This is a genomic window from Streptomyces sp. PL-25 (genome assembly GCF_058344915.1).
Genome location: NZ_CP136997.1, coordinates 2,429,491 through 2,450,575 on the forward strand (window position 1 = coordinate 2,429,491; position 21,085 = coordinate 2,450,575).

The 21,085-nt window shown below is 72.6% G+C and carries 19 protein-coding genes; 11 read left to right on the top strand and 8 right to left on the bottom strand.

Annotation, left to right across the window (positions count from 1 at the left end):
* Window positions 1-28 precede the first annotated feature (28 nt).
* Window positions 29-1,045, top strand: coding sequence for an aspartate-semialdehyde dehydrogenase (locus tag R4Z62_RS10770; RefSeq protein WP_491519676.1), 1,017 nt, complete (start codon window positions 29-31; stop codon window positions 1,043-1,045).
* Between the two features lie 51 nt (window positions 1,046-1,096).
* On the opposite strand, the gene R4Z62_RS10775 is transcribed toward R4Z62_RS10770, so the two are convergent.
* Window positions 1,097-1,597, bottom strand: coding sequence for a DUF1203 domain-containing protein (locus R4Z62_RS10775; RefSeq protein WP_389599145.1), 501 nt, complete (start codon window positions 1,595-1,597; stop codon window positions 1,097-1,099).
* 112 nt (window positions 1,598-1,709) lie between these two features.
* On the opposite strand from R4Z62_RS10775, the gene pepN reads away from it, so the two are divergent.
* From pepN to R4Z62_RS10790, 3 genes are all read left to right on the top strand, one after another.
* The gene (pepN, locus tag R4Z62_RS10780) at window positions 1,710-4,331 is read left to right on the top strand and encodes an aminopeptidase N (RefSeq protein WP_491519677.1); all 2,622 of its coding nucleotides are present in this window, start codon (window positions 1,710-1,712) and stop codon (window positions 4,329-4,331) included.
* A gap of 266 nt (window positions 4,332-4,597) precedes the next feature.
* Window positions 4,598-5,140: a GntR family transcriptional regulator gene (locus R4Z62_RS10785; protein WP_355480177.1), complete on the top strand. Its 543-nt coding sequence runs from the start codon at window positions 4,598-4,600 to the stop codon at window positions 5,138-5,140.
* Window positions 5,137-5,913: a GntR family transcriptional regulator gene (locus tag R4Z62_RS10790; protein WP_491519678.1), complete on the top strand. Its 777-nt coding sequence runs from the start codon at window positions 5,137-5,139 to the stop codon at window positions 5,911-5,913. The genes R4Z62_RS10785 and R4Z62_RS10790 overlap by 4 nt, the downstream gene beginning before the upstream one ends.
* Before the next feature lie 31 nt (window positions 5,914-5,944).
* On the opposite strand, the gene R4Z62_RS10795 is transcribed toward R4Z62_RS10790, so the two are convergent.
* The 3 genes from R4Z62_RS10795 to R4Z62_RS10805 all read right to left on the bottom strand — a co-directional run bounded on the left by R4Z62_RS10795 (window position 5,945) and on the right by R4Z62_RS10805 (window position 9,490).
* The gene (locus R4Z62_RS10795; RefSeq protein ID WP_491519679.1) at window positions 5,945-6,883 is read right to left on the bottom strand and encodes a LysR family transcriptional regulator; all 939 of its coding nucleotides are present in this window, start codon (window positions 6,881-6,883) and stop codon (window positions 5,945-5,947) included.
* Between the two features lie 63 nt (window positions 6,884-6,946).
* Window positions 6,947-7,849, bottom strand: coding sequence for a DMT family transporter (locus R4Z62_RS10800; RefSeq protein ID WP_491519680.1), 903 nt, complete (start codon window positions 7,847-7,849; stop codon window positions 6,947-6,949).
* 204 nt (window positions 7,850-8,053) lie between these two features.
* Window positions 8,054-9,490: an FAD-dependent monooxygenase gene (locus tag R4Z62_RS10805; protein ID WP_491519681.1), complete on the bottom strand. Its 1,437-nt coding sequence runs from the start codon at window positions 9,488-9,490 to the stop codon at window positions 8,054-8,056.
* 254 nt (window positions 9,491-9,744) lie between these two features.
* Here R4Z62_RS10805 and R4Z62_RS10810 point away from each other — a divergent pair, with 254 nt between their 5' ends.
* On the top strand, window positions 9,745-10,371 hold the full coding sequence (locus R4Z62_RS10810; RefSeq protein WP_389599154.1) for a TetR/AcrR family transcriptional regulator: 627 nt from the start codon (window positions 9,745-9,747) through the stop codon (window positions 10,369-10,371).
* A gap of 128 nt (window positions 10,372-10,499) precedes the next feature.
* Here R4Z62_RS10810 and R4Z62_RS10815 read toward each other — a convergent pair whose 3' ends face one another.
* From R4Z62_RS10815 to R4Z62_RS10830, 4 genes are all read right to left on the bottom strand, one after another.
* Window positions 10,500-10,760, bottom strand: coding sequence for a hypothetical protein (locus R4Z62_RS10815; RefSeq protein ID WP_064533181.1), 261 nt, complete (start codon window positions 10,758-10,760; stop codon window positions 10,500-10,502).
* Between the two features lie 83 nt (window positions 10,761-10,843).
* Window positions 10,844-13,087 (bottom strand): 4-alpha-glucanotransferase, encoded by a 2,244-nt coding sequence (malQ, locus tag R4Z62_RS10820; RefSeq protein ID WP_491519682.1) that lies wholly within the window; start codon window positions 13,085-13,087, stop codon window positions 10,844-10,846.
* Entirely contained in the window at window positions 13,088-13,282 is a 195-nt protein-coding gene (locus R4Z62_RS10825; RefSeq protein ID WP_389599255.1) for a hypothetical protein, read from the bottom strand.
* A 415-nt stretch (window positions 13,283-13,697) separates the two neighbouring features.
* Window positions 13,698-14,234, bottom strand: coding sequence for an HNH endonuclease (locus R4Z62_RS10830; RefSeq protein ID WP_018568451.1), 537 nt, complete (start codon window positions 14,232-14,234; stop codon window positions 13,698-13,700).
* 347 nt (window positions 14,235-14,581) lie between these two features.
* On the opposite strand from R4Z62_RS10830, the gene R4Z62_RS10835 reads away from it, so the two are divergent.
* The 6 genes from R4Z62_RS10835 (at window position 14,582) to R4Z62_RS10860 (ending at window position 21,083) form a co-directional block, all read left to right on the top strand.
* The gene (locus R4Z62_RS10835) at window positions 14,582-15,670 is read left to right on the top strand and encodes a mechanosensitive ion channel family protein (RefSeq protein ID WP_491519683.1); all 1,089 of its coding nucleotides are present in this window, start codon (window positions 14,582-14,584) and stop codon (window positions 15,668-15,670) included.
* Between the two features lie 167 nt (window positions 15,671-15,837).
* Complete coding sequence (locus tag R4Z62_RS10840; protein WP_491519684.1) at window positions 15,838-16,458, top strand: Uma2 family endonuclease; 621 nt, start codon at window positions 15,838-15,840, stop codon at window positions 16,456-16,458.
* A gap of 145 nt (window positions 16,459-16,603) precedes the next feature.
* A complete protein-coding gene (locus tag R4Z62_RS10845) occupies window positions 16,604-17,815 on the top strand; it encodes an ROK family transcriptional regulator (protein ID WP_064533184.1) in 1,212 nt (403 codons plus the stop codon).
* Window positions 17,816-17,900: 85 nt separating this feature from the next.
* Window positions 17,901-19,238, top strand: a complete 1,338-nt coding sequence (locus R4Z62_RS10850; protein WP_491519685.1) for an ABC transporter substrate-binding protein — start codon at window positions 17,901-17,903, stop codon at window positions 19,236-19,238.
* Between the two features lie 7 nt (window positions 19,239-19,245).
* Complete coding sequence (locus R4Z62_RS10855; protein WP_064533186.1) at window positions 19,246-20,187, top strand: carbohydrate ABC transporter permease; 942 nt, start codon at window positions 19,246-19,248, stop codon at window positions 20,185-20,187.
* A gap of 2 nt (window positions 20,188-20,189) precedes the next feature.
* Entirely contained in the window at window positions 20,190-21,083 is an 894-nt protein-coding gene (locus R4Z62_RS10860; protein WP_491519686.1) for a carbohydrate ABC transporter permease, read from the top strand.
* Window positions 21,084-21,085 lie beyond the last annotated feature (2 nt).

A 21,085-nucleotide genomic window follows, 5' to 3' on the forward strand; every position in this document is an offset into this window, starting at 1 on the left:
CGCACGCACAGCACACAGAGGAGACACCGTGAGGGTCGGAATCGTCGGAGCCACCGGTCAGGTCGGCACGGTCATGCGCAGGATCCTCACGGAGCGCGACTTCCCCGTCACCGAGCTGCGCCTGTTCGCCTCGGCCCGCTCGGCGGGCCGGGTGCTGGACGGCGTGACGGTGGAGGACGCGGCGAGCGCCGACTACTCCGGCCTGGACATCGTGCTGTTCTCGGCGGGCGGCGCGACCTCGAAGGCGCTGGCCGAGAAGGTCGCCGGGCAGGGCGCCGTGGTGATCGACAACTCCTCGGCCTGGCGCCGCGACCCGGGCGTGCCGCTGGTGGTGTCCGAGGTGAACCCGCACGCGGTCGCGGACCGCCCCAAGGGCATCATCGCCAACCCGAACTGCACGACCATGGCCGCGATGCCGGTCCTCAGGCCGCTGCACGCCGAGGCCGGTCTGGAGGCGCTGGTCGTCGCCACCTACCAGGCGGTGTCCGGCTCGGGCGTCGCGGGCGTCGCCGAGCTGCACGGCCAGACGCAGAAGACCGTCGCCGACGCCGACAGGCTGACCCACGACGGCTCGGCCGTCGACTTCCCCGAGCCGGCCGTCTACAAGCGCCCGATCGCCTTCAACGTGCTGCCCTTCGCGGGCAACCTCGTCGACGACGGTCTGAACGAGACCGACGAGGAGCAGAAGCTCCGCCACGAGTCCCGCAAGATCCTGGAGATCCCGGAGCTGAAGGTCTCCGGCACCTGTGTGCGGGTGCCCGTCTTCTCCGGGCACTCCCTCCAGGTCAACGCCCGTTTCGCGCGGCCGATCAGCCCGGAGCGCGCCACCGAGCTGCTGGCCGGCGCCCCCGGTGTCGTCCTCTCGGACATCCCGACGCCGCTGGAGGCCGCCGGCCAGGACCCGTCCTTCGTCGGCCGCATCCGCCGCGACGAGACCGTGGAGCACGGCCTCGCCCTGTTCCTGTCCAACGACAACCTCCGCAAGGGCGCGGCCCTGAACGCGGTGCAGATCGCGGAGCTGGTGGCGGCGGAGCTGAAGGGCTGACCCGGGCGGCGGGCCCCAAAGCACCCGGGGCCCGCGCACCTCGTGGAGGCCCTACGGCCTGCGCACCTCGTAGAGGAAGCAGCCGTACTCGACGGCCCGGATGTGGACCAGTGCCACGGCCGGGTCGTCGAACGCCTCGGTGAGGGCGGCGTCGAAACGCCCGGCGCCCGCCTCCACCAGCGCCCCGCCCAGGATGCGGCCCTGGGCGGAGTAGCGGCGCGCCACGCGGGGCGCGTTCGCGAAGGGGAGCCGGTCGCCGGCGTCCGGGCCCGCGCACTCCCCGGCGTGCACGAAGACGGGCCCCTGCTCGTCGTAGGCGCCGGGGTCGGCGCCCGTCGCGGCCGCCCAGCGCCGCAGCGGCGCGTAGGAGACCAGCGCGAGCCGCTCGCCGGGCTCGCTCCTGCGCAGGCAGCAGCGCAGCGGAGCGCCGCCTTCCGGGTCGGTGAAGGGGATCGCCGGGCGTCCGGCGTCGTCCCGCTCGCGCAGTCGGCTCAGCACGGCCGGTTCGACGGCGCGTGCCTGGTGGACCATGGTGTCTCGCCCTGTCGTCATGGCTCCAGCCTCGCGCCGCGACCGGCCGCCCACCGGCGGAATCCGGTCGTCGCGTTCCGTGCGGCTCGCATGGAAGGATGACGCAATCCACACATCACGAGGAGATGACCGCGTGCCTGGCACAAACCTGACTCGCGAAGAGGCGCGGCGGCGGGCGAAGCTGCTGACCGTTGACTCGTACGAGATCGATCTCGACCTCTCCGGCGCGCAGGGTGGGGGCACCTCCCGCTCGGACGAAGCCGAGAGCGGGGGAGGTACCTACCGGTCGGTGACCACGGTGCGCTTCGACGTCGCCGAGGACGGCGCCGAGTCCTTCATCGACCTGATCGCCCCGGCCGTCCACGAGGTGACCCTCAACGGCGACGCGCTGGACCCCGCGGAGGTCTTCAAGGACTCCCGGATCGCCCTGCCCGGCCTGCTGGCGGGCCCCAACGTGCTGCGCGTCGCCGCCGACTGCGCGTACACCAACACCGGTGAGGGCCTGCACCGCTTCGTCGACCCGGTCGACGACCAGGCGTACCTGTACACGCAGTTCGAGGTGCCGGACGCCCGCCGCGTCTTCGCCGCCTTCGAGCAGCCCGACCTCAAGGCGACCTTCCGGTTCACCGTGAAGGCGCCCGAGGGCTGGACCGTCGTGTCCAACTCGCCGGCCCCCGAGCCCCGCGACAACGTCTGGGAGTTCGCGCCGACGCCGCGCATCTCGACGTACATCACGGCGCTGATCGCCGGCCCGTACCACTCCGTGCACAGCGTGTACGAGAAGGACGGGCAGTCCGTGCCGCTCGGCATCTACTGCCGTCCCTCGCTCGCCGAGTTCCTCGACGCCGACGCGATCTTCGACGTCACCCGGCAGGGCTTCGACTGGTTCCAGGAGAAGTTCGACTACGCCTACCCGTTCGCCAAGTACGACCAGCTGTTCGTGCCCGAGTTCAACGCGGGCGCGATGGAGAACGCGGGCGCGGTGACCATCCGCGACCAGTACGTCTTCCGGTCCAAGGTGACCGACGCGGCGTACGAGATGCGGGCCGAGACGATCCTGCACGAGCTGGCCCACATGTGGTTCGGCGACCTGGTCACCATGGAGTGGTGGAACGACCTGTGGCTGAACGAGTCGTTCGCCACCTACACCTCCATCGCCTGCCAGGCGCACGCCCCCGGCTCGCGCTGGCCGCACTCGTGGACCACGTTCGCGAACTCCATGAAGACCTGGGCGTACCGGCAGGACCAGCTGCCGTCCACCCACCCGATCATGGCGGACATCAACGACCTGGACGACGTCCTCGTCAACTTCGACGGCATCACCTACGCCAAGGGCGCCAGCGTCCTCAAGCAGCTGGTGGCCTACGTCGGCATGGACGAGTTCTTCCGGGGCGTGCAGGCGTACTTCAAGCGGCACGCCTTCGGCAACACCCGCCTGTCGGACCTGCTGGGCGCCCTGGAGGAGACCTCCGGCCGCGATCTGAGGACCTGGTCGCACAAGTGGCTGGAGACGGCCGGGATCAACATCCTGCGCCCGGAGATCGAGACCGACGAGAACGGCGTCATCACCTCCTTCGCCGTCCGCCAGGAGGCCCCCGCGCTCCCGGCCGGTGCCAAGGGCGAGCCCACGCTGCGCCCGCACCGCATCGCGATCGGCCTGTACGACCTGGACGAGGCGAGCGGCAAGCTGGTGCGCGCCGAGGACGGCCGGATCGAGCTGGACGTGGACGGCGAGCTGACCGCCGTGCCGCAGCTGGCCGGCCGGCGCCGCCCGGCGGTCGTCCTGCTCAACGACGACGACCTGTCGTACGCCAAGGTCCGTCTTGACGAGCATTCGCTCGCGGTCGTCACCGAGCACCTGGGCGACTTCGCGTCCTCGCTGCCGCGCGCGCTGTGCTGGGCCTCGGCCTGGGACATGACCCGCGACGGCGAGCTGGCCACCCGCGACTACCTGTCGCTGGTGCTGTCCGGCATCGGCAAGGAGTCCGACATCGGCGTGGTGCAGTCGCTCCAGCGCCAGGTGAAGCTGGCCATCGACCTGTACGCCGACCCGGCCGCCCGCGACGCGCTGCTGACCCGCTGGACGGACGCCACGCTGGCCCATCTGCGCACCGCCGAGGCGGGCAGCGACCACCAGCTGGCCTGGGCCCGCGCCTTCGCGGCGACCGCCCGCACGCCCGAGCAGCTCGACCTGCTGAACGCGCTGCTGGAGGGCTCGCAGACGATCGAGGGCCTGGCCGTGGACACCGAGCTGCGCTGGGCCTTCGTGCAGCGGCTCGCGGCGGTGGGCCGGTTCGACGAGCCGGAGATCGCCGGGGAGTACGAGCGCGACCGCACCGCCGCCGGTGAGCGGCACGCGGCCACCGCCCGCGCCGCCCGCCCGACCGAGGAGGCCAAGGCCGAGGCGTGGGCGTCGGTCGTCGACTCCGACACGCTGCCGAACGCCGTCCAGGAGGCGGTCATCGGCGGCTTCGTCCAGACCGACCAGCGCGAGCTGCTGGCGCCGTACACCGAGCGGTACTTCGAGGTGCTCAAGGACATCTGGGACTCCCGCTCCCACGAGATGGCCCAGCAGATCGCGGTCGGCCTGTACCCGTCGGTCCAGGTCTCGGAGGACACCCTGCGCCGCACCGACGAGTGGCTGGCCTCCACCCCGCCGAACGCGGCCCTGCGCCGCCTCGTCTCGGAGTCCCGCGCGGGCATCGAACGCTCCCTGCGCGCCCAGGCGGCGGACGCGGCGGCGGGCGGCCGCTAGGCGCCCGCCGCGCTGCCCGCGACGGCGAGTTGAGGGGCGCCCGGTGCGCATGCCGGGCGCCCCCCGCTGTTGGCGCGCGCGGGCGTGCGTACGCCCACCTGCGCGCGCCTCTTCAGCGTGTGACCGGCCCTGCGTCCCCGTCCCGGGCCACCGGCACGGGCACGGACCGTGCCGCGCCCTGCCCACCGCTCTGCGGCCGAGTGGCCGTGAAGCCGGTCGCCAACGCGGTGGGCGGCAGAAGGTCGGCCCGAACACAGGAGGACCGCGTGAGTGACAGCACCTGGGTCAGCACCTCGATGCCGTACCTGGCTCCGCACGAATCCGGGCAGCCTGACGCCTGGGCGGCCGAAGCGGCGGCGCGAGGCGGGAAGGGCAGCCAGCGCATCACGTACGCGGGCGAGGTGCCCGCTCCGGACGAGGTCGCCGCACTGTTCGAACTGCCCGCCGGAGAAGCCGTCGTGGTACGCCGCCGGGTCATCGAACTGGACGGGTGGCCCACCGAGTTGACGGACACCTACTATCCCCTGGCCATCGCGCGCGGCACCCGCCTCGCCGAGCGTGCCAGGATCCCGGGCGGGGCCGTGACCCTTCTCGCCGGACTCGGCCATGTCGGCGCGCGCGTACGCGAGGACGTCACAGCGCGTATGCCCGATCCGGACGAGTGCGAGGCCCTGCGCATGGCACCGGACCAGCCGGTGCTTCGCCTCAGCCGCGTCACGCTGGACAGAACCGACCGGCCCATCCAGGTCGATCAGATGCTCATGCCCGCCCACCGGCAGCAGTTGCGCTACGAGATGCGAATCGGATGACCGTGCCCGACGACAACGGACTCCCGGACCGGCGCTCACTGCACGAGCGGATCGCCGCCGACCTCCGGGACGACATCATGAGCGGCGACCTGGCGCCGGGCACCAGCCTGCCCTCCACCGCCCAGCTCAAGGACCGGTTCGGCGCCTCGAACGCCACGATCCAGAAGGCGGTGCAGATCCTCAAGGACGAGGAACTGGTGGTCGGCCGCGCCGGTGCCGCGATCACGGTGCGGGAGCACCGCCAGCGGACCATGCGTCCGGCCGCGTTCATGAGCCCGGCCACCCCGGGAGAGCCCTACAGGTGGCTGACCGAGGCGGCGAAGCTCGGCAGCCGCGCGCACAGCACGCTCCTGGACGTACGGGAATCGAACCCGCCTGCCGACGTCCGCGCCGCGCTGGACCTCGCGGACGGTGAGACGGCGCTTCTGCGCCACCAGGTCCTCTCCCTCGACGGCGAACCTGTGGAACTGGTCAAGTCCTACTACCCGATGGCGGTGGCCCGCGGTACCGCCATCACCGAGAAGCGGAAGATCCGAGGCGGCACCCCAGCGCTCCTCGCCGGACTCGGGTATCCCCCGCGCCTCAGCGTGGACCGGGTCTCGGCCCGGGTCCCCACGCAGGAGCAGTTCCAGGCGCTGGCACTGCCCAGTGACCTGCCGGTGCTGCGGACCCTGCGCGTGGTGTTCAGCGACGACGACTTCCCCATCGAGGCCAAGGTCATGGTCAAGGCCGGGCACCTCTACGAGCTGCAGTACGAGTTCACACCCGACTGACCGCCGGGGCGCCTGTCTGCGTGCTTCCCGGTCAGCCCTCGCCCGCCTCGGTCCGGGCGTCCTGGGCGGTCGTCAGGTGCGTGGCCGCTGTGCGCAGGGCCGCCAGGACGGTCCGGGGGGCGGGGGCGTCACGGGCGCCCTTGCGCAGGGCGGCCACGACGTGGCGGCGGGGGCGGTCGGCGGCCAGTTCGCGGAGCACCACGCCGTCGCGGCGCAGGGCGGCCATGCGCGGTACGAGCGCGACGCCCATGCCCGCCTCCACCATCGCCAGGATGGCCGTCCAGCCGGCCGCCGTGTGCCCCTGGTGCGGGCTGAACCCGGCCGCCTCGCAGGCCGTACGGGTGATGTCGGACCACGGGCCGCTGCCGCCGAAGATCCACGCCTCGGCGGCGAGATCGGCCAGCCGCACCTCGGGCGCCGAGGCCAGCGCGTGGCCGGGCGGCAGGGCGAGGTCGAGCGGGTCGGCGAGCAGCGGTACGCGGGTGAAGCCCGGGTCGACCGCGGTCGGCGCGTGCGCGGCCAGCGACAGCGCGAGGTCCACCTCACCGGCGGCCAGCAGGTCGTACGCCTCGCCCGCCTCCGCCTCCCGCACCCGTACGCTCACCCCGGGCCGGCTCGCGCGCAGCGCCCGTACCGCCGGGACCACCAGGGCGGGCACCGCGGTCGAGAAGGCCGCGACCCGCACCTCACCGGCCTCGCCGCGCGTGTACGCCGCCATCTCCGCGTCCGCGCGTTCCAGTTGCTCGAACACGGCGTCGGCGTGCCGCAGCACCAGCCGGGCCGCGTCCGTGAGCCGCACCCGCCGCCCGCGCGCCTCCAGCAGCGGCACCCCGAGCTGGGCGGCGAGGTTGGTCAGCTGCTGGGAGACGGCGGACGGGGTCATGTGCAGCGCCTCGGCCGTCGCGGTCACGGTCCCCCGCTCCCGCAGCGTCCGCAGGATGCGCAGCTTCCGGATCTCCCACTCGGCCATGGCGGCAACCTATACGGCCGTACGACCCGTACGGCCGTACGGTCCTCAGCGGCGTCAGCGGCGTCAGCGGCGGGCCGCCGAGCCGAGGACGACGCCGCCCAGGATCAGCACCATGCACAGTGCCTGGCGCGGACCCGCCGCCTCGCCGAGCAGCGCCCAGGACAGCAGCGCCACACAGACCGGCTGGAGGTAGTAGACGAGTCCGGCGCGGGTCGGGCCGACCAGGGAGATCGCCTTGTTCCAGGCGAAGAAGGCGAGGGCGGAGGACATCACGCCGACGTAGAGGAGCGGGAGCAGGGTGCCGGGCGCGGGGGCGAACCCGCCCTGGAGCGCGAGGCTGCCGAGCTGGCACGGCACCAGCATGAGCGTGCCGGCCAGGAAGGTGGTGAAGAGGAACCCGGCGCCGTCCAGCCCGGCGGGGCGGCGGCGCAGCAGGGCGCTGTAGCCGCCGAAGCAGCAGGCCGCGGCGATCATCCACAGGTCCCCGGCGGCGAAGGAGGCCCCGCCGCCGCCCGCCACCAGCAGCACCACACCCGCGCAGGCGGTGAGCAGGCCCGCGACCCGGCGGGCGCCGAGCCGGGCGCCGCCGGCCCGTTCCAGGACCGCCATCAGCACCGGCGAGGCGGCCATGATCATGCCCATGTTGGCGGCCGGGGTGGTCAGTCCGGCCTGGTTGACCAGGGTGTTGTAGACGGCGATGCCGAGCAGCGCGGCCAGCAGGACGAAGGCCGCGTGGCGGCGGATCAGCTCCCGCTGCCGCCAGGCGGCGCGGGCACCGAAGGGTGCCACCGCCACGAGCGCCACCACCCAGCGCCAGAACGCCTGCTGCACCGGCGGCACGCTGTCGTGCAGCGCGCGGGAGGTGACGAAACTGCCCGCCCAGACGACGGTGGCCAGCGCGGCGAGGGCGGTCCCGAGGGCGACGGGCCGCGCGGCGGACGCGGTCGCCGGGGTCGGTGGCGCCACGGGTGGGCGGGGTGTCCGGTTCCGGACGGAGGCCACGGGGGTCCTTTCGCTGGACGGGGCGGGACGGCGGGCGGGGCGGAGGCGTCCCACCCGGTCCGGAACCACCGTGACAGCGGCCGACCTGTCAGGTCCATCGAAACTTTTCGAGCGGTCTTTTCAGCAGAACTGAAAGGTTGATGAGCGGCTGAAGGATGCTGTGGCGGCTCAGCCCACGTGGGCGGCGAGCGCGGCCTCGATCTCCGCCGGGTCGGGCGTGTCCGCCGCCCAGGCCGCGTAGCCGTCGGGGCGGACCAGCAGGGCCGTACGGCGCCCGCTCGCCCAGCGCGCGGCGGTCAGGCGGGCGGCGCGCTCCGGGGTCACCTCGTGGGTTTGGGGGGCGAGGAGGACGAACCGGCCGCCGCGCAGGGCCTCGTACAGCCGGCCGCCGTCCGCGAGCGCCACGTCCGGGACGCGGGTGCCGACGAGCCGGTGCGCGCCGCGCGGCGCCCGGTAGCGGTAGCCGATGCCGGTGACCTGGCCGGTGACCAGGCGGCGGAGCGGGGCGCAGGCGCCGAGTGCGGTGACGAGCGCGGCGCGCAGGGCCAGGGTCCAGGGGCGCCCGGCCATCGCGAGCCGCACGATGCCTCCGCTGCTGCGCAGCACGGCCCTGCCGACCGGGTGGCGTTCGGCCTGGTAGGTGTCGAGGAGCGCCTCGGGTGCGTGCCCGGTGACGACCTGGGCGAGCTTCCAGCTGAGGTTGGCCGCGTCCTGGAGGCCGGTGTTCATGCCCTGCCCGCCGGCCGGGCTGTGCACATGGGCGGCGTCCCCGGCGAGCAGGACCCGGCCGACGCGGTAGGCGGGCGCCTGTCGCTCGTCGCTGTGGAAACGTGAGGTCCAGCGGGCGTCGTGCATGCCGTAGTCGCGGCCGAGCGCGAGCCGGGTGATCTCCTTGACCTCGTCGAGGCCGACCGGCGCGTCGTCGGCCTCCTCCCGGCCCCGGCGCCAGCAGATCACCCGGTGGTAGCCGTCCCCGAAGGGCGCGAGGAAGGCGAACGCGTCCCCGGTCGCGTTGACCGTCAGCAGCGTCTCGGGCGGCTCGGCCAGCCGTACGTCCGCCAGCACCACCGAACGGATCACCGACCGCCCCGGGAACGGCAGCCCGACCGCCCGCCGCACCGCGCTGCGCATCCCGTCCGCGCCGACGACGTACGACCCGCGCAGCGACGCCGACCGGCCGTCGGCGCCGCGCACCGCCACGGTCACGCCGTCCGCGTGCTGGGCGAGTCCGGTCACCTCGGTCTCGTAGCGGAAGTCCACGCCGCTCTCGGCCGCGCGCCGCTCCAGCACCTTCTCGACCTCGTACTGCGGCAGGACGAGGACATGGCGGAAACGGGAGTGCAGGGCGGTGAGGTCGAGGGAGAGGCGGCCGAAGAGGTTCAGCCGGTCCAGGGGGCGGCCGATCGCCTCCAGTTCGTCGGCGAGCGCGCGGGCGTCGAGCTGTTCGAGGGTGCGGGCGTGCAGGACGAAGGCGCGGGAGAGGTTGCTGATCCGGTGGGGGCGCTTCTCGACGAGGGTGACGGGGACACCGGCGGCGGCGAGGTCGCCGGCCAGCAGGAGTCCGGTGGGGCCGGCGCCGACGACGATCACGGGGGTGGTGGTCATGAGGGGCCTCCTCGATGGCTGCTTCGGCCGGTCCACGCTTGTGGGCAAACGCTTGTGGGCGAGCGAGTGCGTGGTGGTTCGGGCGCCAACACTCGTGGGCGAACACTTGTAGGCGAACGCCCGTGAGTGAACGCTTGCGGGCCAACATGCGTCGGCCAACATGCGTGGGCCAACATCTGTTGGCAAACGTAAACCCGGCGACGCGGGCGCGTCAACGCTTGTTGGCCTACGAGTGTTGGCCTACGTTCGTAGGCATGCCAGATCGCGCCACCCCAGCCACGTCACCTGCCTCCTCTGCCGCACCCGCCTCTCCTCCCCCTTCCGCCTCGGCCCGACGTTCCGACGCCACCCGCGCCGCCATCCTCGCCGCCGCGCGGGCCCGTTTCGCGGCGGACGGGTACGAACGGGCGACCATCCGGGCCATCGCCAAGGACGCGAAGATCGATCCGTCGATGGTCATGCGCTACTACGGCAACAAGGAGAGCCTGTTCGCGGCGGCCGTCTCCGTGGATCTGCGGCTCCCGGACCTGTCCGCGCTCCCCCGCGACCAGGTCGGCCACGCTCTCGTCTCGCACTTCCTCGACCTCTGGGAGGAGAGCGGCGAGCTGACGGCGATCCTGCGCGTCGGTGTCACCAACACCGCCGGGGCCGAGCGGCTGCAACGGGTGTTCCGGGAGCAGTTGCTGCCGGTCGCGCAGGCGGTGTGCCCGGACCCCGAGCAGGTTCCGGCGCGGGCGGCGCTGTGCGCGTCCCAGTTGCTCGGGCTGGCGCTCACCCGGTACGTGCTGCGCATCCCGGCGGCCGTCGCCCTGGCCCGCCAGGAGGCGCTGGCCTGGCTGGCGCCCACCGTGCAGCGCTATCTCACGGCGCCCAGCCCCTGACCGCGCCCGGCCCGAGGGGCGGACACGGCGAGGGCGCCCGCCCCGTCGCGTACGTACGGCTCATGCGCGTACGTACGGCGGGGCGGGCGCCCTCGGCGTAGGACCAGGCGTGGGACCGCCGGTGGCCGTCAGGCCTTGACGTTCACGTTCCGGCTGGTGTCCTGGTGCTTGTGGGACCGGTCCAGGACCATGACGAGACCGCCGATGATCACGAACAGGGCCAGCGGGATCCCGACGAACAGACCCAGCGTCTCGGCGACGCCCAGGCCCTTGCCGGGGTCGTCGCCGTCGTCACGGATCACCGCGAGCGCGGGGGACGACATGAGCAGCATCATCAGCGTCGTACCGGCCGCCAGGGTGCCGGCGCGCAGGGCGTTCTTCTTGTCCACGGTGCCAAAGTAGCGAACGCCGGAACGGGCCGCGCGTCCGGGGTGCCGTATGAGGCGCGCGGACCGCCCGCGCGCCCCCGCCGTCAGCCCTCCGCCCCTCCTCCTTCGTCCTTCCGCACCCCTGCCCGCACCCCGGCGCGCAGCACGTCCGCCAGGGCGCGCAGACGGGGCGAGGCGGCCAGGTCCTCCAGGGTCACCGGGCGGCCCTCGGCGTCGGCGACGGGCAGGCGCCAGTTGGGGTACTCGGCCGAGGTGCCGGGCAGGTTCTGCGGGCGGCGGTCGCCCACGGCGTCCGGCAGCCAGAGGCCCACCATCCGGGCGGGGGTGCGCAGCAGGAAGCGGTGGACGGCCTGGATCCCGGCCTCGACCCGGGCCTCGTCCCCGGGGCCCCCTGCCGTGGTCCCGGCCCCCGCTCCCTCACCCGCCGCCCCCAGGAGCAGTCCCAGTTCCCCCAGCAGGGCCAGCCACTCGTCCACGTCCGCGGTGGCCTCCGCGCGTTCCTGCTCCAGCGGGCGGGTGAGCAGGCCCAGGCGGTGGCGCAGGGCGACGTGCTCGCCGGTGAGGCGGGCGGCGGTGGACGGCAGGTCGTGCGTGGTGGCCGTGGCCAGGCAGTCGGCGCGCCAGCGGGCGGGCGGCAGCGGGCGGCCGTCGCCGTCCCAGTCCCGTTCGAACCAGAGGACCGACGTGCCGAGCACTCCGCGCCGGTCCAGGGTCTCGCGCACCCCGGGTTCCACGGTGCCGAGATCCTCGCCGATCACCACGGCGCCGGCCCGCGCGGCCTCCAGCACCAGCACGGCGAGCATGGCCTCGGCGTCGTGGCGGACGTAGGTGCCCTCGGTGGGCGGGTGGCCGCGCGGCACCCACCAGAGCCGGAACAGGCCCATCACATGGTCGATGCGCAGGGCGCCGGCGGAGCGGAACAGGGCGCGCAGCAGCCGCCGGAAGGGCGCGTGGCCGCAGGCGGCGAGGCGGTCGGGGCGCCAGGGCGGCAGGCCCCAGTCCTGGCCGTGCGCGTTGAAGGCGTCCGGCGGGGCGCCGACGGACATCCCGGCGGCGAAGACGTCCTGCTGCGCCCACGCGTCGGCGCCGCCGGGGTGCACGCCCACGGCGAGGTCGTGCACGATCCCGAGCGGCATGCCGGACTCGCGGGCGGCGCGCTGGGCGGCGGTGAGCTGTTCGTCGGTGAGCCAGGCGAGGCGGGAGTGGAAGTCGACGCGGTCGGCCAGTTCCGCGCGGGCGCGGGCCGTCTGCGGCGAGCGCGGATCGCGCAGGCCCTCGGGCCAGCGGCTCCAGTCGGAGCCGTGCGCCTCGGCGAGGGCGCACCAGGTGGCGTGGTCGGTCAGGGCCCGGCCCTCGCGGGCGAGGAAGGCGGCGTGGGCGGCGGCTCGGCCGGGGCCGAGCGGGACCCGGTGCAGGATCTCCAGGGCCTCGCGTTTCAGGTCCCACACCGCGTCCCGGTCGATCAGGGCGCCCTTGCCGAGGACCTCGGCGCGCAGGCGGGCGGCCCGTTCCCCCAGGGTGTGCAGCCGTGCGCGGTCCGCGTCGCCGGTGACGTACGCGAACTCGGGGACGTCCTCGATCCGCAGGTGCACGGGGTCGGGGAAGCGGCGCGAGGAGGGGCGGTAGGGCGAGGGGTCGGTGGGGCCGGCGGAATCGGTGGGGTCGCCGGGCACGGCCGCGTGCAGCGGGTTGACCTGGACGAACCCGGCTCCCAGGGTCCGCCCGGCCCAGCCGCTCAGCTCGGCGAGGTCGCCCAGGTCGCCCATGCCCCAGGAGCGGTGGGAGAGCAGGGAGTAGAGCTGGACGAGCAGCCCGTAGGAGCGTCCGGGCGGCGGGGGCAGCCGGGGCGGGGCGACGATCAGGTGCGCCTCGGCCCTCCGGCCGTCGGGGGCGGTGGCGGTCAGCCGGTGGACGCCCGGGGGCAGGTCGTCGGCGCCGGAGCGGGTCCCGCCCTGCTCGGTCTCGACGGTGAGCCGGGTACCGGGCGGGAGCGCGGTGAGGGCTTCGGGGGGTCCGGCGTCGGTCCAGTGGACCAGGGTGGGCGGGAGCAAGCGTTCCCGCAGGGCGCTCTCGCGGGCGGTGAGCGCGGCGCGGACCGCCTCCGGGGTGCTCGCGTCGACGTCCAGGGCGGCGAGCGCGGCGACGACGGCGCCGGGCGAGGCAGCCACCGTACGGCCCGGGGCGGGGCTGTAGGAGGTGGCGACGCCGTGCAGCGCGGCGAGCCGGGCGAGGTCGTCGTCCCCGGCGCCCCCCGCGCCCCTGGTATCCCCGGCGGATCTGGCGGATCCGGCGGGTCCGGCGGTTCCGGCCGGCCGTGGCGCGGCCATCTACCGCTCCGCGTCGCGCGGGCCGGGGTCGGCGGTGGACTCGCTGGTCAGCGGCGCGGCCTCGGCGAGGGGTGGTTCGCTGGTGAGCGGTTCGGCGTCGGGCAGCGGCGGTTCGCTGGTCAGCGGGGCCTCGGCCCAGGGCGCCTCCGAGGTGAACACGTCCGGGTAGGGGGCGCCGGGGTGGAGGGCGTCCAGACCGGTCTGGACGAGACCGGTGGTGTCCGGGCGGAGCCGGTGGTCCGGCCCCGCCGCGGGTTTGGGCAGGGTCCGGTCGGGTCCGGGCACATCGGAGGAGGTGGTGCCCTCGGATGTGGCGTCGGACAGGGCGGTGTCCGAGAGGACGGTGTCGGTCAGGGCCGAGAGCAGCAGGTGCGCCGGTGCGGTCACGGGGGTCTCCTTGTCGGCTACGGCATCGAGCGGATTACCGCAGCCCTACCCAGTGCGCGCGATGGCAGACGCACGCGAGCGAACTACGTGCTCTCGGTCACATTCCGCTCCCACCAGGTTGCGCTACGCACGGCCCGGCGGCCACTTCCGCCCGCGCGGACGGCGGAACGCGGGTGACCGGTCTCGTCCCGAGAGGCGCGGCAGGCCGAGGCGGGGCGGCCCCTCAGGCGGAGATCCCGTCGATCCGCGCCAGCGCGTCGTCCGCGCCGTACGGCTGGAGATAGGGCAGCCAGCGCGGGTCGCGGTGGCCGGTGCCGATGATGCGCCAGGCCAGACCGGTCGGCGGGGCCGGCTTGTGCCGCAGGCGCCAGCCCAGTTCGACGAGGTGGCGGTCGGCCTTGACGTGGTTGCAGCGGCGGCAGGAGGCCACCACGTTGTCCCAGGCGTGCAGCCCGCCGCGCGAGCGCGGGACGACGTGGTCGACGCTGGTGGCGACGCCGCCGCAGTACATGCAGCGGCCCCCGTCCCGGGCGAACAGCGCCCTGCGGGTCAGGGGGACGGGCCCCCGGTAGGGGACCCGGACGAAACGCTTGAGCCGGACCACGCTGGGTGCGGGGACGGTGACGGTCGCGCTGTGCAGATGGGCGCCGGACTCCTCGAGGCAGACCGCCTTGTTCTCCAGCACGAGGACGAGCGCGCGGCGGAGCGGTACGACGCCGAGGGGCTCGTACGACGCGTTGAGGACCAGGACATGCGGCACGGGTGCCTCCTTGTACGCCGGCGGCGCGTGGCTCGCGCCGGGACGATCTGGAGTCAGTCTCCCCTCATGCCTGGTGGACGCGCCACCATGTCCCGGTAACGGGCCGGGAGTGTTTTCGACCACACCCGGCGCGGGCCTCGGGACGCCGCGCGCCCACACGGCCTGATCAGAGGGGGAAGGGCGGTGCCGGGGGCGGGCCGGTCCGGGAGTTCGCGGGGAGCGGCGTTCCGTGCCCCGTTAGTGTGGTTGCCCTGCCCGTGCGGTGACCACTTCGTGACCCAGACGATATCGACCGCCGCGTTTCGGATCGCGGCGCCGGCGGGCAGGCGCACCTGGAGGTACCCGCCGTGTCCTTGTCCGCCGTCCTGCTGGCCGCCGGCCTCTCGCCGTCCCCCTCGGAGTCACCCTCCGTGACGGTCCCCACGCTCCAGGACGCCCAGGAGAGCGCGAACCAGGCCGCGAGCTGGGTGGAGCAGAACTGGTCCACCTGGCTGGCGATCGGTATGCGGGTCGTGCTGATCCTGGTGATAGCGAGCGTGCTGCGGGTGGTGGTGCGGCGGGCGATCACCAAGCTGATCGACCGGATGAACCGCACCGCGCAGCAGGCGAGCAGTACGGCCCTGGGCGGGCTGCTGGTCAACGCGGAGCGGCGCAGGCAGCGGTCGGCGGCGATCGGTTCGGTGCTGCGCTCGGTGGCGAGTTTCCTGATCATGGGGACGGCCGCGCTGATGGTGCTGTCCGCGTTCCAGATCAATCTGGCGCCGCTGCTGGCGTCGGCCGGTGTGGCGGGTGTCGCGGTCGGTTTCGGCGCCCGGAACCTGGTCACGGACTTCCTCTCCGGTGTCTTCATGATCCTGGAGGACCAGTACGGCGTCGGGGACACGATCGACGCGGGCGTGGCCTCCGGTGAGGTGATCGAGGTCGGTCTGCGGGTGACGAAGCTGCGCGGCGACAACGGCGAGATCTGGTACGTCCGCAACGGCGAGGTCAAGCGGATCGGCAACCTCTCCCAGGGCTGGGCGACGGCGGGCGTGGACGTGACCGTCCGGGCGGGTGAGGATCTGGACCGGCTCAGGGCGACGCTGACCGAGGTCGCGGAGAAGATGGGCAAGGAAGAGCCCTGGAACGAGCTGCTGTGGAGCCCGATCGAGGTGCTGGGCCTGGACAGCGTGCTGATCGACTCGATGGTGGTGCGGGTCTCGGCCAAGACGATGCCGGGCAGGTCGACGGCGGTCGAGCGAGAGCTGCGCTGGCGCATCAAGCGCGCCTTCGACGAGGCGGACATCCGCATCGTGGGCGGCGCCACGGCCCCCGCCGACGACGAGGCCCCCGACCCGACGGCCACCATCGCCGCCCCCTCCGCCTTCGCCAACCCGGCCTCCGACCAGGCCAAGGCCACCACCCCGATCCCGCCGCAGCAGCCGACGGGCAAGTAGGGACGGGCCGGGACGGAACGGTTCAGCACACTCGTTCGAGTGAAGGACCCGCTGCTACGGCGTGACGCGCGGGTCGCATGCTCCATCGTTGCGCCGGGGCACCCGGCGCGGGCTTAGCCTGGCAGCAGCGCGACAAGGAGAACCAGCCGCGACAAGGAGAACCAGCGGTGAGCGCCGAACCCATCACGGAGCCGGTCATGACGCAGCAGGACCCCATCGATCTGTTGATCGCGATCGAGAAGGCGTCCGTGGCGCCGATTCGACCCGAGTACGTCGAGGGGACGGCCATCGTGCCACCGCAGCCGAACGACAACCACAACGACGGCGTGTTCGAGTTGGCCCATCAGTTCCGTACCGCCGGCTTCCGCCTCGTCGGCATGGGAAACAGCTATCGCGCCGCCCACAAGGACGGCAGCACCATGGCCCTGGTCGTCCCGGACTTCTACGTCCGCCGTCGGAGGCCGACCGAGCTGGACGAGTCCTACCACCGGGCGCACAAGTCCTGGTACCCGATCGACATGCTCGCCCTCGTCGGCGAGGTCACCTCCACCAACCACGAGACGGACACCGGCCCGAAGCTCCGCACATACGCCGCAGCGGGCGTCCCCGTCTACGTTCTCATCAACCGCGAGTCGAGGACGGCTCACTGCCTCACCGACCCGGTCGTTCCCGGGGGCGAGCCCACCAGGGCCTACTACGACACCGAGGAAAAGGTCGACCTGGGACAGGCTCTCCCTCTGCCCGTCCCGTACCCCACGCTCGACACCGCCCCGTTCGTCGCGGGCTGAGCCCGGATTCCGGCACCCGCGCATAACGACTCCGCAGCCTCCCCGTCGCCCGGTCTTGACGCCCCCTTCATCTCGGGCTTAGGTTCCTGGCACTCGAACAGGAAACTTTCCTAACAGTGATCTTCCAGGGCAGGGGGCGAGACGCATGGCAGGGACCGCCGGTACGCCGGGCACCCCGCGCGTCCTGCGCGCCATGAACGACCGGGCCGCCCTCGATCTGCTGCTGGAGCACGGGCCGCTGTCGCGCACCCGGATCGGCAAGCTGACCGGTCTCTCCAAGCCGACCGCCTCGCAGCTGCTGGCGCGTCTTGAGGCCGCCGGGCTGGTGCTCGCCACCGGCACCAGCGAGGGCAGGCCGGGTCCGAACGCGCAGCTGTACTCCGTCAATCCGGCCGCCGCGCACGCCGCCGGACTCGACGTCAATCCGCACCGCATCCGCGCCGCCGTCGCCGACGTCACCGGCCGCACGGTGGGCGAGTTCAAGCTGCCCACACCCGGCCGGCACCCGACCCAGCCGGTCGTGCGGCAGGTCACCGACGCGCTGGACGGCGCGGTGAAGGCGGCGGGCCTGGCCCGCGCCGACGTGCACCGCCTCGTCATCGGCACCCCCGGCGCGTTCGACCCGAACACCGGCCGGCTGCGCTACGCCTCCCACCTGCCCGGCTGGCACTCCCCCACGATCCTCGACGAACTGGCCGCGGCGCTGCCGATGCCGGTGGAGTACGAGAACGACGTCAACCTCGTCGCCATCGCCGAGCAGCGCCTCGGCGCGGCCCGCGGCCACCAGGACTTCGTGCTGCTGTGGAACCAGGAGGGCATGGGCGCCGCCCTGGTCCTCGGCGGCCGGCTGCACCGCGGCTGGACCGGCGGCGCCGGCGAGGTCGGCTTCCTGCCGGTGCCCGGCGCGCCCCTGGTCCGCCAGGTGACCAAGGCCAACAGCGGCGGCTACCAGGAACTCGCCGGAGCCCAGGCCGTACCCAAGCTGGCCCGCGCGCTCGGCCTCGCGGACGTGCCCACCGGGCCGTACACCGACGCCGCCGCCGCGCTCGTGGCCCGCGCCGCCGACCACGCGAGCGGCCCGCACCGCACCCTGCTGACGACCTACGCGACCCATCTGGCCACCGGTCTCGCCTCACTGGTCTCCGTGCTCGACCCGGAGCTGGTGGTGCTCAGCGGCAGCGCGCTCACCGCCGGCGGCGAGGTGCTGCGCGCCCTGGTCCAGGCCGAGCTGGAGGACCTGGCCGCCGCCCGGCCGCGCCTCGTGGTCGGCGACGTCCGCGAACAACCCGTGCTGCGCGGCGCGCTGGAGAGCGCCCTCGCGGCCACCCGCGACGAGGTCTTCGACACCTCGCGCTGAACCACCGCACGACCGCCCCCCGCACCACCCGTCCTCCCCCGTCCGCACCGCACCGTCCCGCCCCCCGCCCCAGGGAGATCCCGTCATGCCCGAAGTGCCCCGGAAAGCGGCCCTCGTCCTCGCCGTCTCCGTCTCCGTCGCGCTGTTCGCCACCGCCTGCACCGGCCAGCCCGGCTCCGGAGCGAACGACGACGCCTCGAAGGACACCACGATCAACTTCTGGCACGCCTGGAGCGCGCCGAACGAGGTGAAGGGCGTCCAGGCGCTGGTCGACGGCTTCGAGAAGGCGCACCCCAACATCCACGTCAACGTCGTCGGCAACATGACCGACGACAAGATGAACCAGGCGCTGCGCACCGGCGGTGACAAGGCACCGGACGTGATCTCGTCCTTCACCACCAACAACGTGGGCAAGTTCTGCTCCTCGGGCGCGCTGGTCGACCTCAACCCCCTCTTCAAGAAGGCGGGCATCGACGCCGGCAGAACATTCCCGAAGGCGATGAACGAATACACGCAGTTCGCCGGGAAGCGGTGCACGGCACCGCTGCTCGGCGACGCGTACGGGCTCTACTACAACAAGACCGCTTTCGAGAAGGCCGGGATCAAGCAGGCGCCCAGGACCTGGTCCGAGTTCGAGGCGGACGCCAAGGCGCTGACGATTCCCGACGGGGACGGTTTCAAGCAGCTCGGTGTCATGCCGACGTACCACGGCTGGGAGACCACGACCGAGCACCTCTTCGCGCAGTTCTCCCCGCGGTACTTCGACGCCGACGGCAAGTCGAACGTCGCCAAGGACCCGGCCTTCGAAAAGGCATACACCTTCCAGAAGAAGCTCGTCGACGAACTCGGCGGATTCCAGAAGCTGGAGAAGTACCGCGCCACGCTCGGGGACGAATGGGGCCCCAAGCACCCCTTCCACACCGGCCAGGTGGCCATGCAGCTCGACGGCGAATGGCGCCTGGGCATGGCCGAGGAGGCCAAGCCGGGCTTCGAGATCGGCGTGGCCCCGCTGCCCGTGCCGGACGGCCAGGAGAGCCAGTACGGCAAGGGCTACATCACCGGCACCATCACCGGTATCGCCGCCACCAGCCGCAAGCAGAACGCGGCCTGGGAATTCGTGAAGTACATCTCCACGGACACCGACGCGGTGGTCGGCTTCGCCAACGCCATCCACAACGTGCCCTCCACCCTGGCCGCCCTGAAGTCCCCGAAGCTCACGTACGACCCGCGGTTCAAGACGTTCCTGGACATCGCGGCCGACACGAACTCGACGACCACGCCCGCCTCGATCAACGGCGGCCAGTACCTGGTCACGGTCCAGCAGCTCGGCTACGACTACGAGAGCGGCAAGCAGAAGGACCTGAAGGCCGGTCTCGAAAAGGCCGCCCACCAGATCGACACGGACATCGCGCAGGCGGAGTAGGCACGCGATGACCACCGTCACCCTGGCGTCGAAACGCCGCCGCGCGGCCCTGCGGACCCTCGCCTTCATGTCGCCCTGGCTGATCGGATTCGCGGTCTTCTTCGCGTATCCGCTGATCTCCACGGTCTACTTCTCGTTCATGCACTACGACGGCTTCAACCCGCCGACGTGGAGCGGCGCGAAGAACTGGACGTACGTCTTCGAGAACTACCCGCTGTTCTGGCCGGCCCTGCGCAACACCCTGTGGCTGGTGGTGATCATGGTGGCCCTGCGGGTCCTGTTCGGACTCGGCATCGGACTGCTGATCACCAAGATCAAGACGGGCACGGGTGTCTTCCGCACCCTGTTCTACTTGCCGTATCTGGCCCCGCCGGTCGCCGCGACCATGGCCTTCGCCTTCCTGCTCAACCCCGGCACGGGCCCGGTCAACTCCCTGCTGGAGAAGGCGGGCATCCCCGCGCCCGGCTGGTTCAACGACCCCACCTGGTCCAAGCCGGCCCTGACCCTGCTCGCCCTGTGGGGCATCGGCGACCTGATGGTCATCTTCATGGCCGCCCTGCTCGACGTGCCCACCGAGCAGTACGAGGCGGCCGAGCTGGACGGCGCCTCGCCCTGGCAGCGCTTCCGGTACGTCACCCTGCCGAACATCTCGCCGATCGTGATGTTCGCCGTGGTCACCGGGGTGATCCAGACGATGCAGTACTACACGCAGCCGCTGATCGCCGGGAAGGTCGCCTCGGGCGTGATCCAGGGCGCGGGCACCATGTTCGAGCCCGGCTACCCGGACAAGTCCACGCTGACCCTCCCCCAGCTCGTGTACAACCTCGGCTTCCAGCGTTTCGACTACGGCTCGGCCTGTGTGGTGGCGCTGGTGCTGTTCGTCCTGTCCATGGCGTTCACCTCACTGCTGATGCGGCGCCGGGGCGGTCTCATGCAGGCAGGTGACTGACGATGACCCAGGTCCTGGACCACCCGGCCGCCCTCAAGGCCCCCGTCTCGCCCGCGGAGCGCACCGCCCGCCGCAAGGCCCTCCTGGAGTGGATCGCGGTCCACGCGCTCGGCGTGGCCGCCGCCCTCTTCTTCGTGCTGCCCTTCGTGTTCGTGTTCCTGACCTCGCTGATGAGCGACAGCCAGGCGCTCAGCCGCGATCTGATCCCGCACACCTGGGAGTGGGGCAACTACAGGAAGGTCTTCGACACCCCGGGCTTCCTCACCTGGTGGCGGAACACCCTCCTGTACGCCGGAGCGGGCACGGTCCTCACCGTCGTGTCCTCCGTCCCGGTGGCCTACGCGCTGGCCAAGTTCCGCTTCCGCGGCCGCAATCTCTCGCTGATGCTGGTCATCTCGATGATGATGCTGCCCCCGCAGGTGATCATCATCCCGATGTACCTGTTCTGGGCGAAGCAGCTGGACCTGTCCGGCACCCTGTGGCCGCTGATCATCCCCATGGCGTTCGGCGACGCGTTCTCCATCTTCCTGCTGCGGCAGTTCCTGACGACGATCCCGAACGAGTACCTGGACGCGGCGAAGGTCGACGGCTGCGGCGAGCTGCGCACCCTGGTGCGGGTGGTGCTGCCCATGGCCAAGCCCGGCATCGCGGCCGTGGCCCTCTTCCAGTTCTTCTACGCCTGGAACGACTACTTCGGCCCGCAGATCTACGCCTCGGAGAACCCGGCCGCCTGGACCCTGTCCTACGGCCTGGAGTCCTTCAAGGGCGCCCGCCACACCGACTGGAACCTCACCATGGCCGCCACCGTGCTGGTCATGGCCCCCGTGATCCTCGTGTTCTTCTTCGCGCAGAAGGCGTTCGTCGAGGGTGTCACGCTCACCGGAGTAAAGGGTTGACA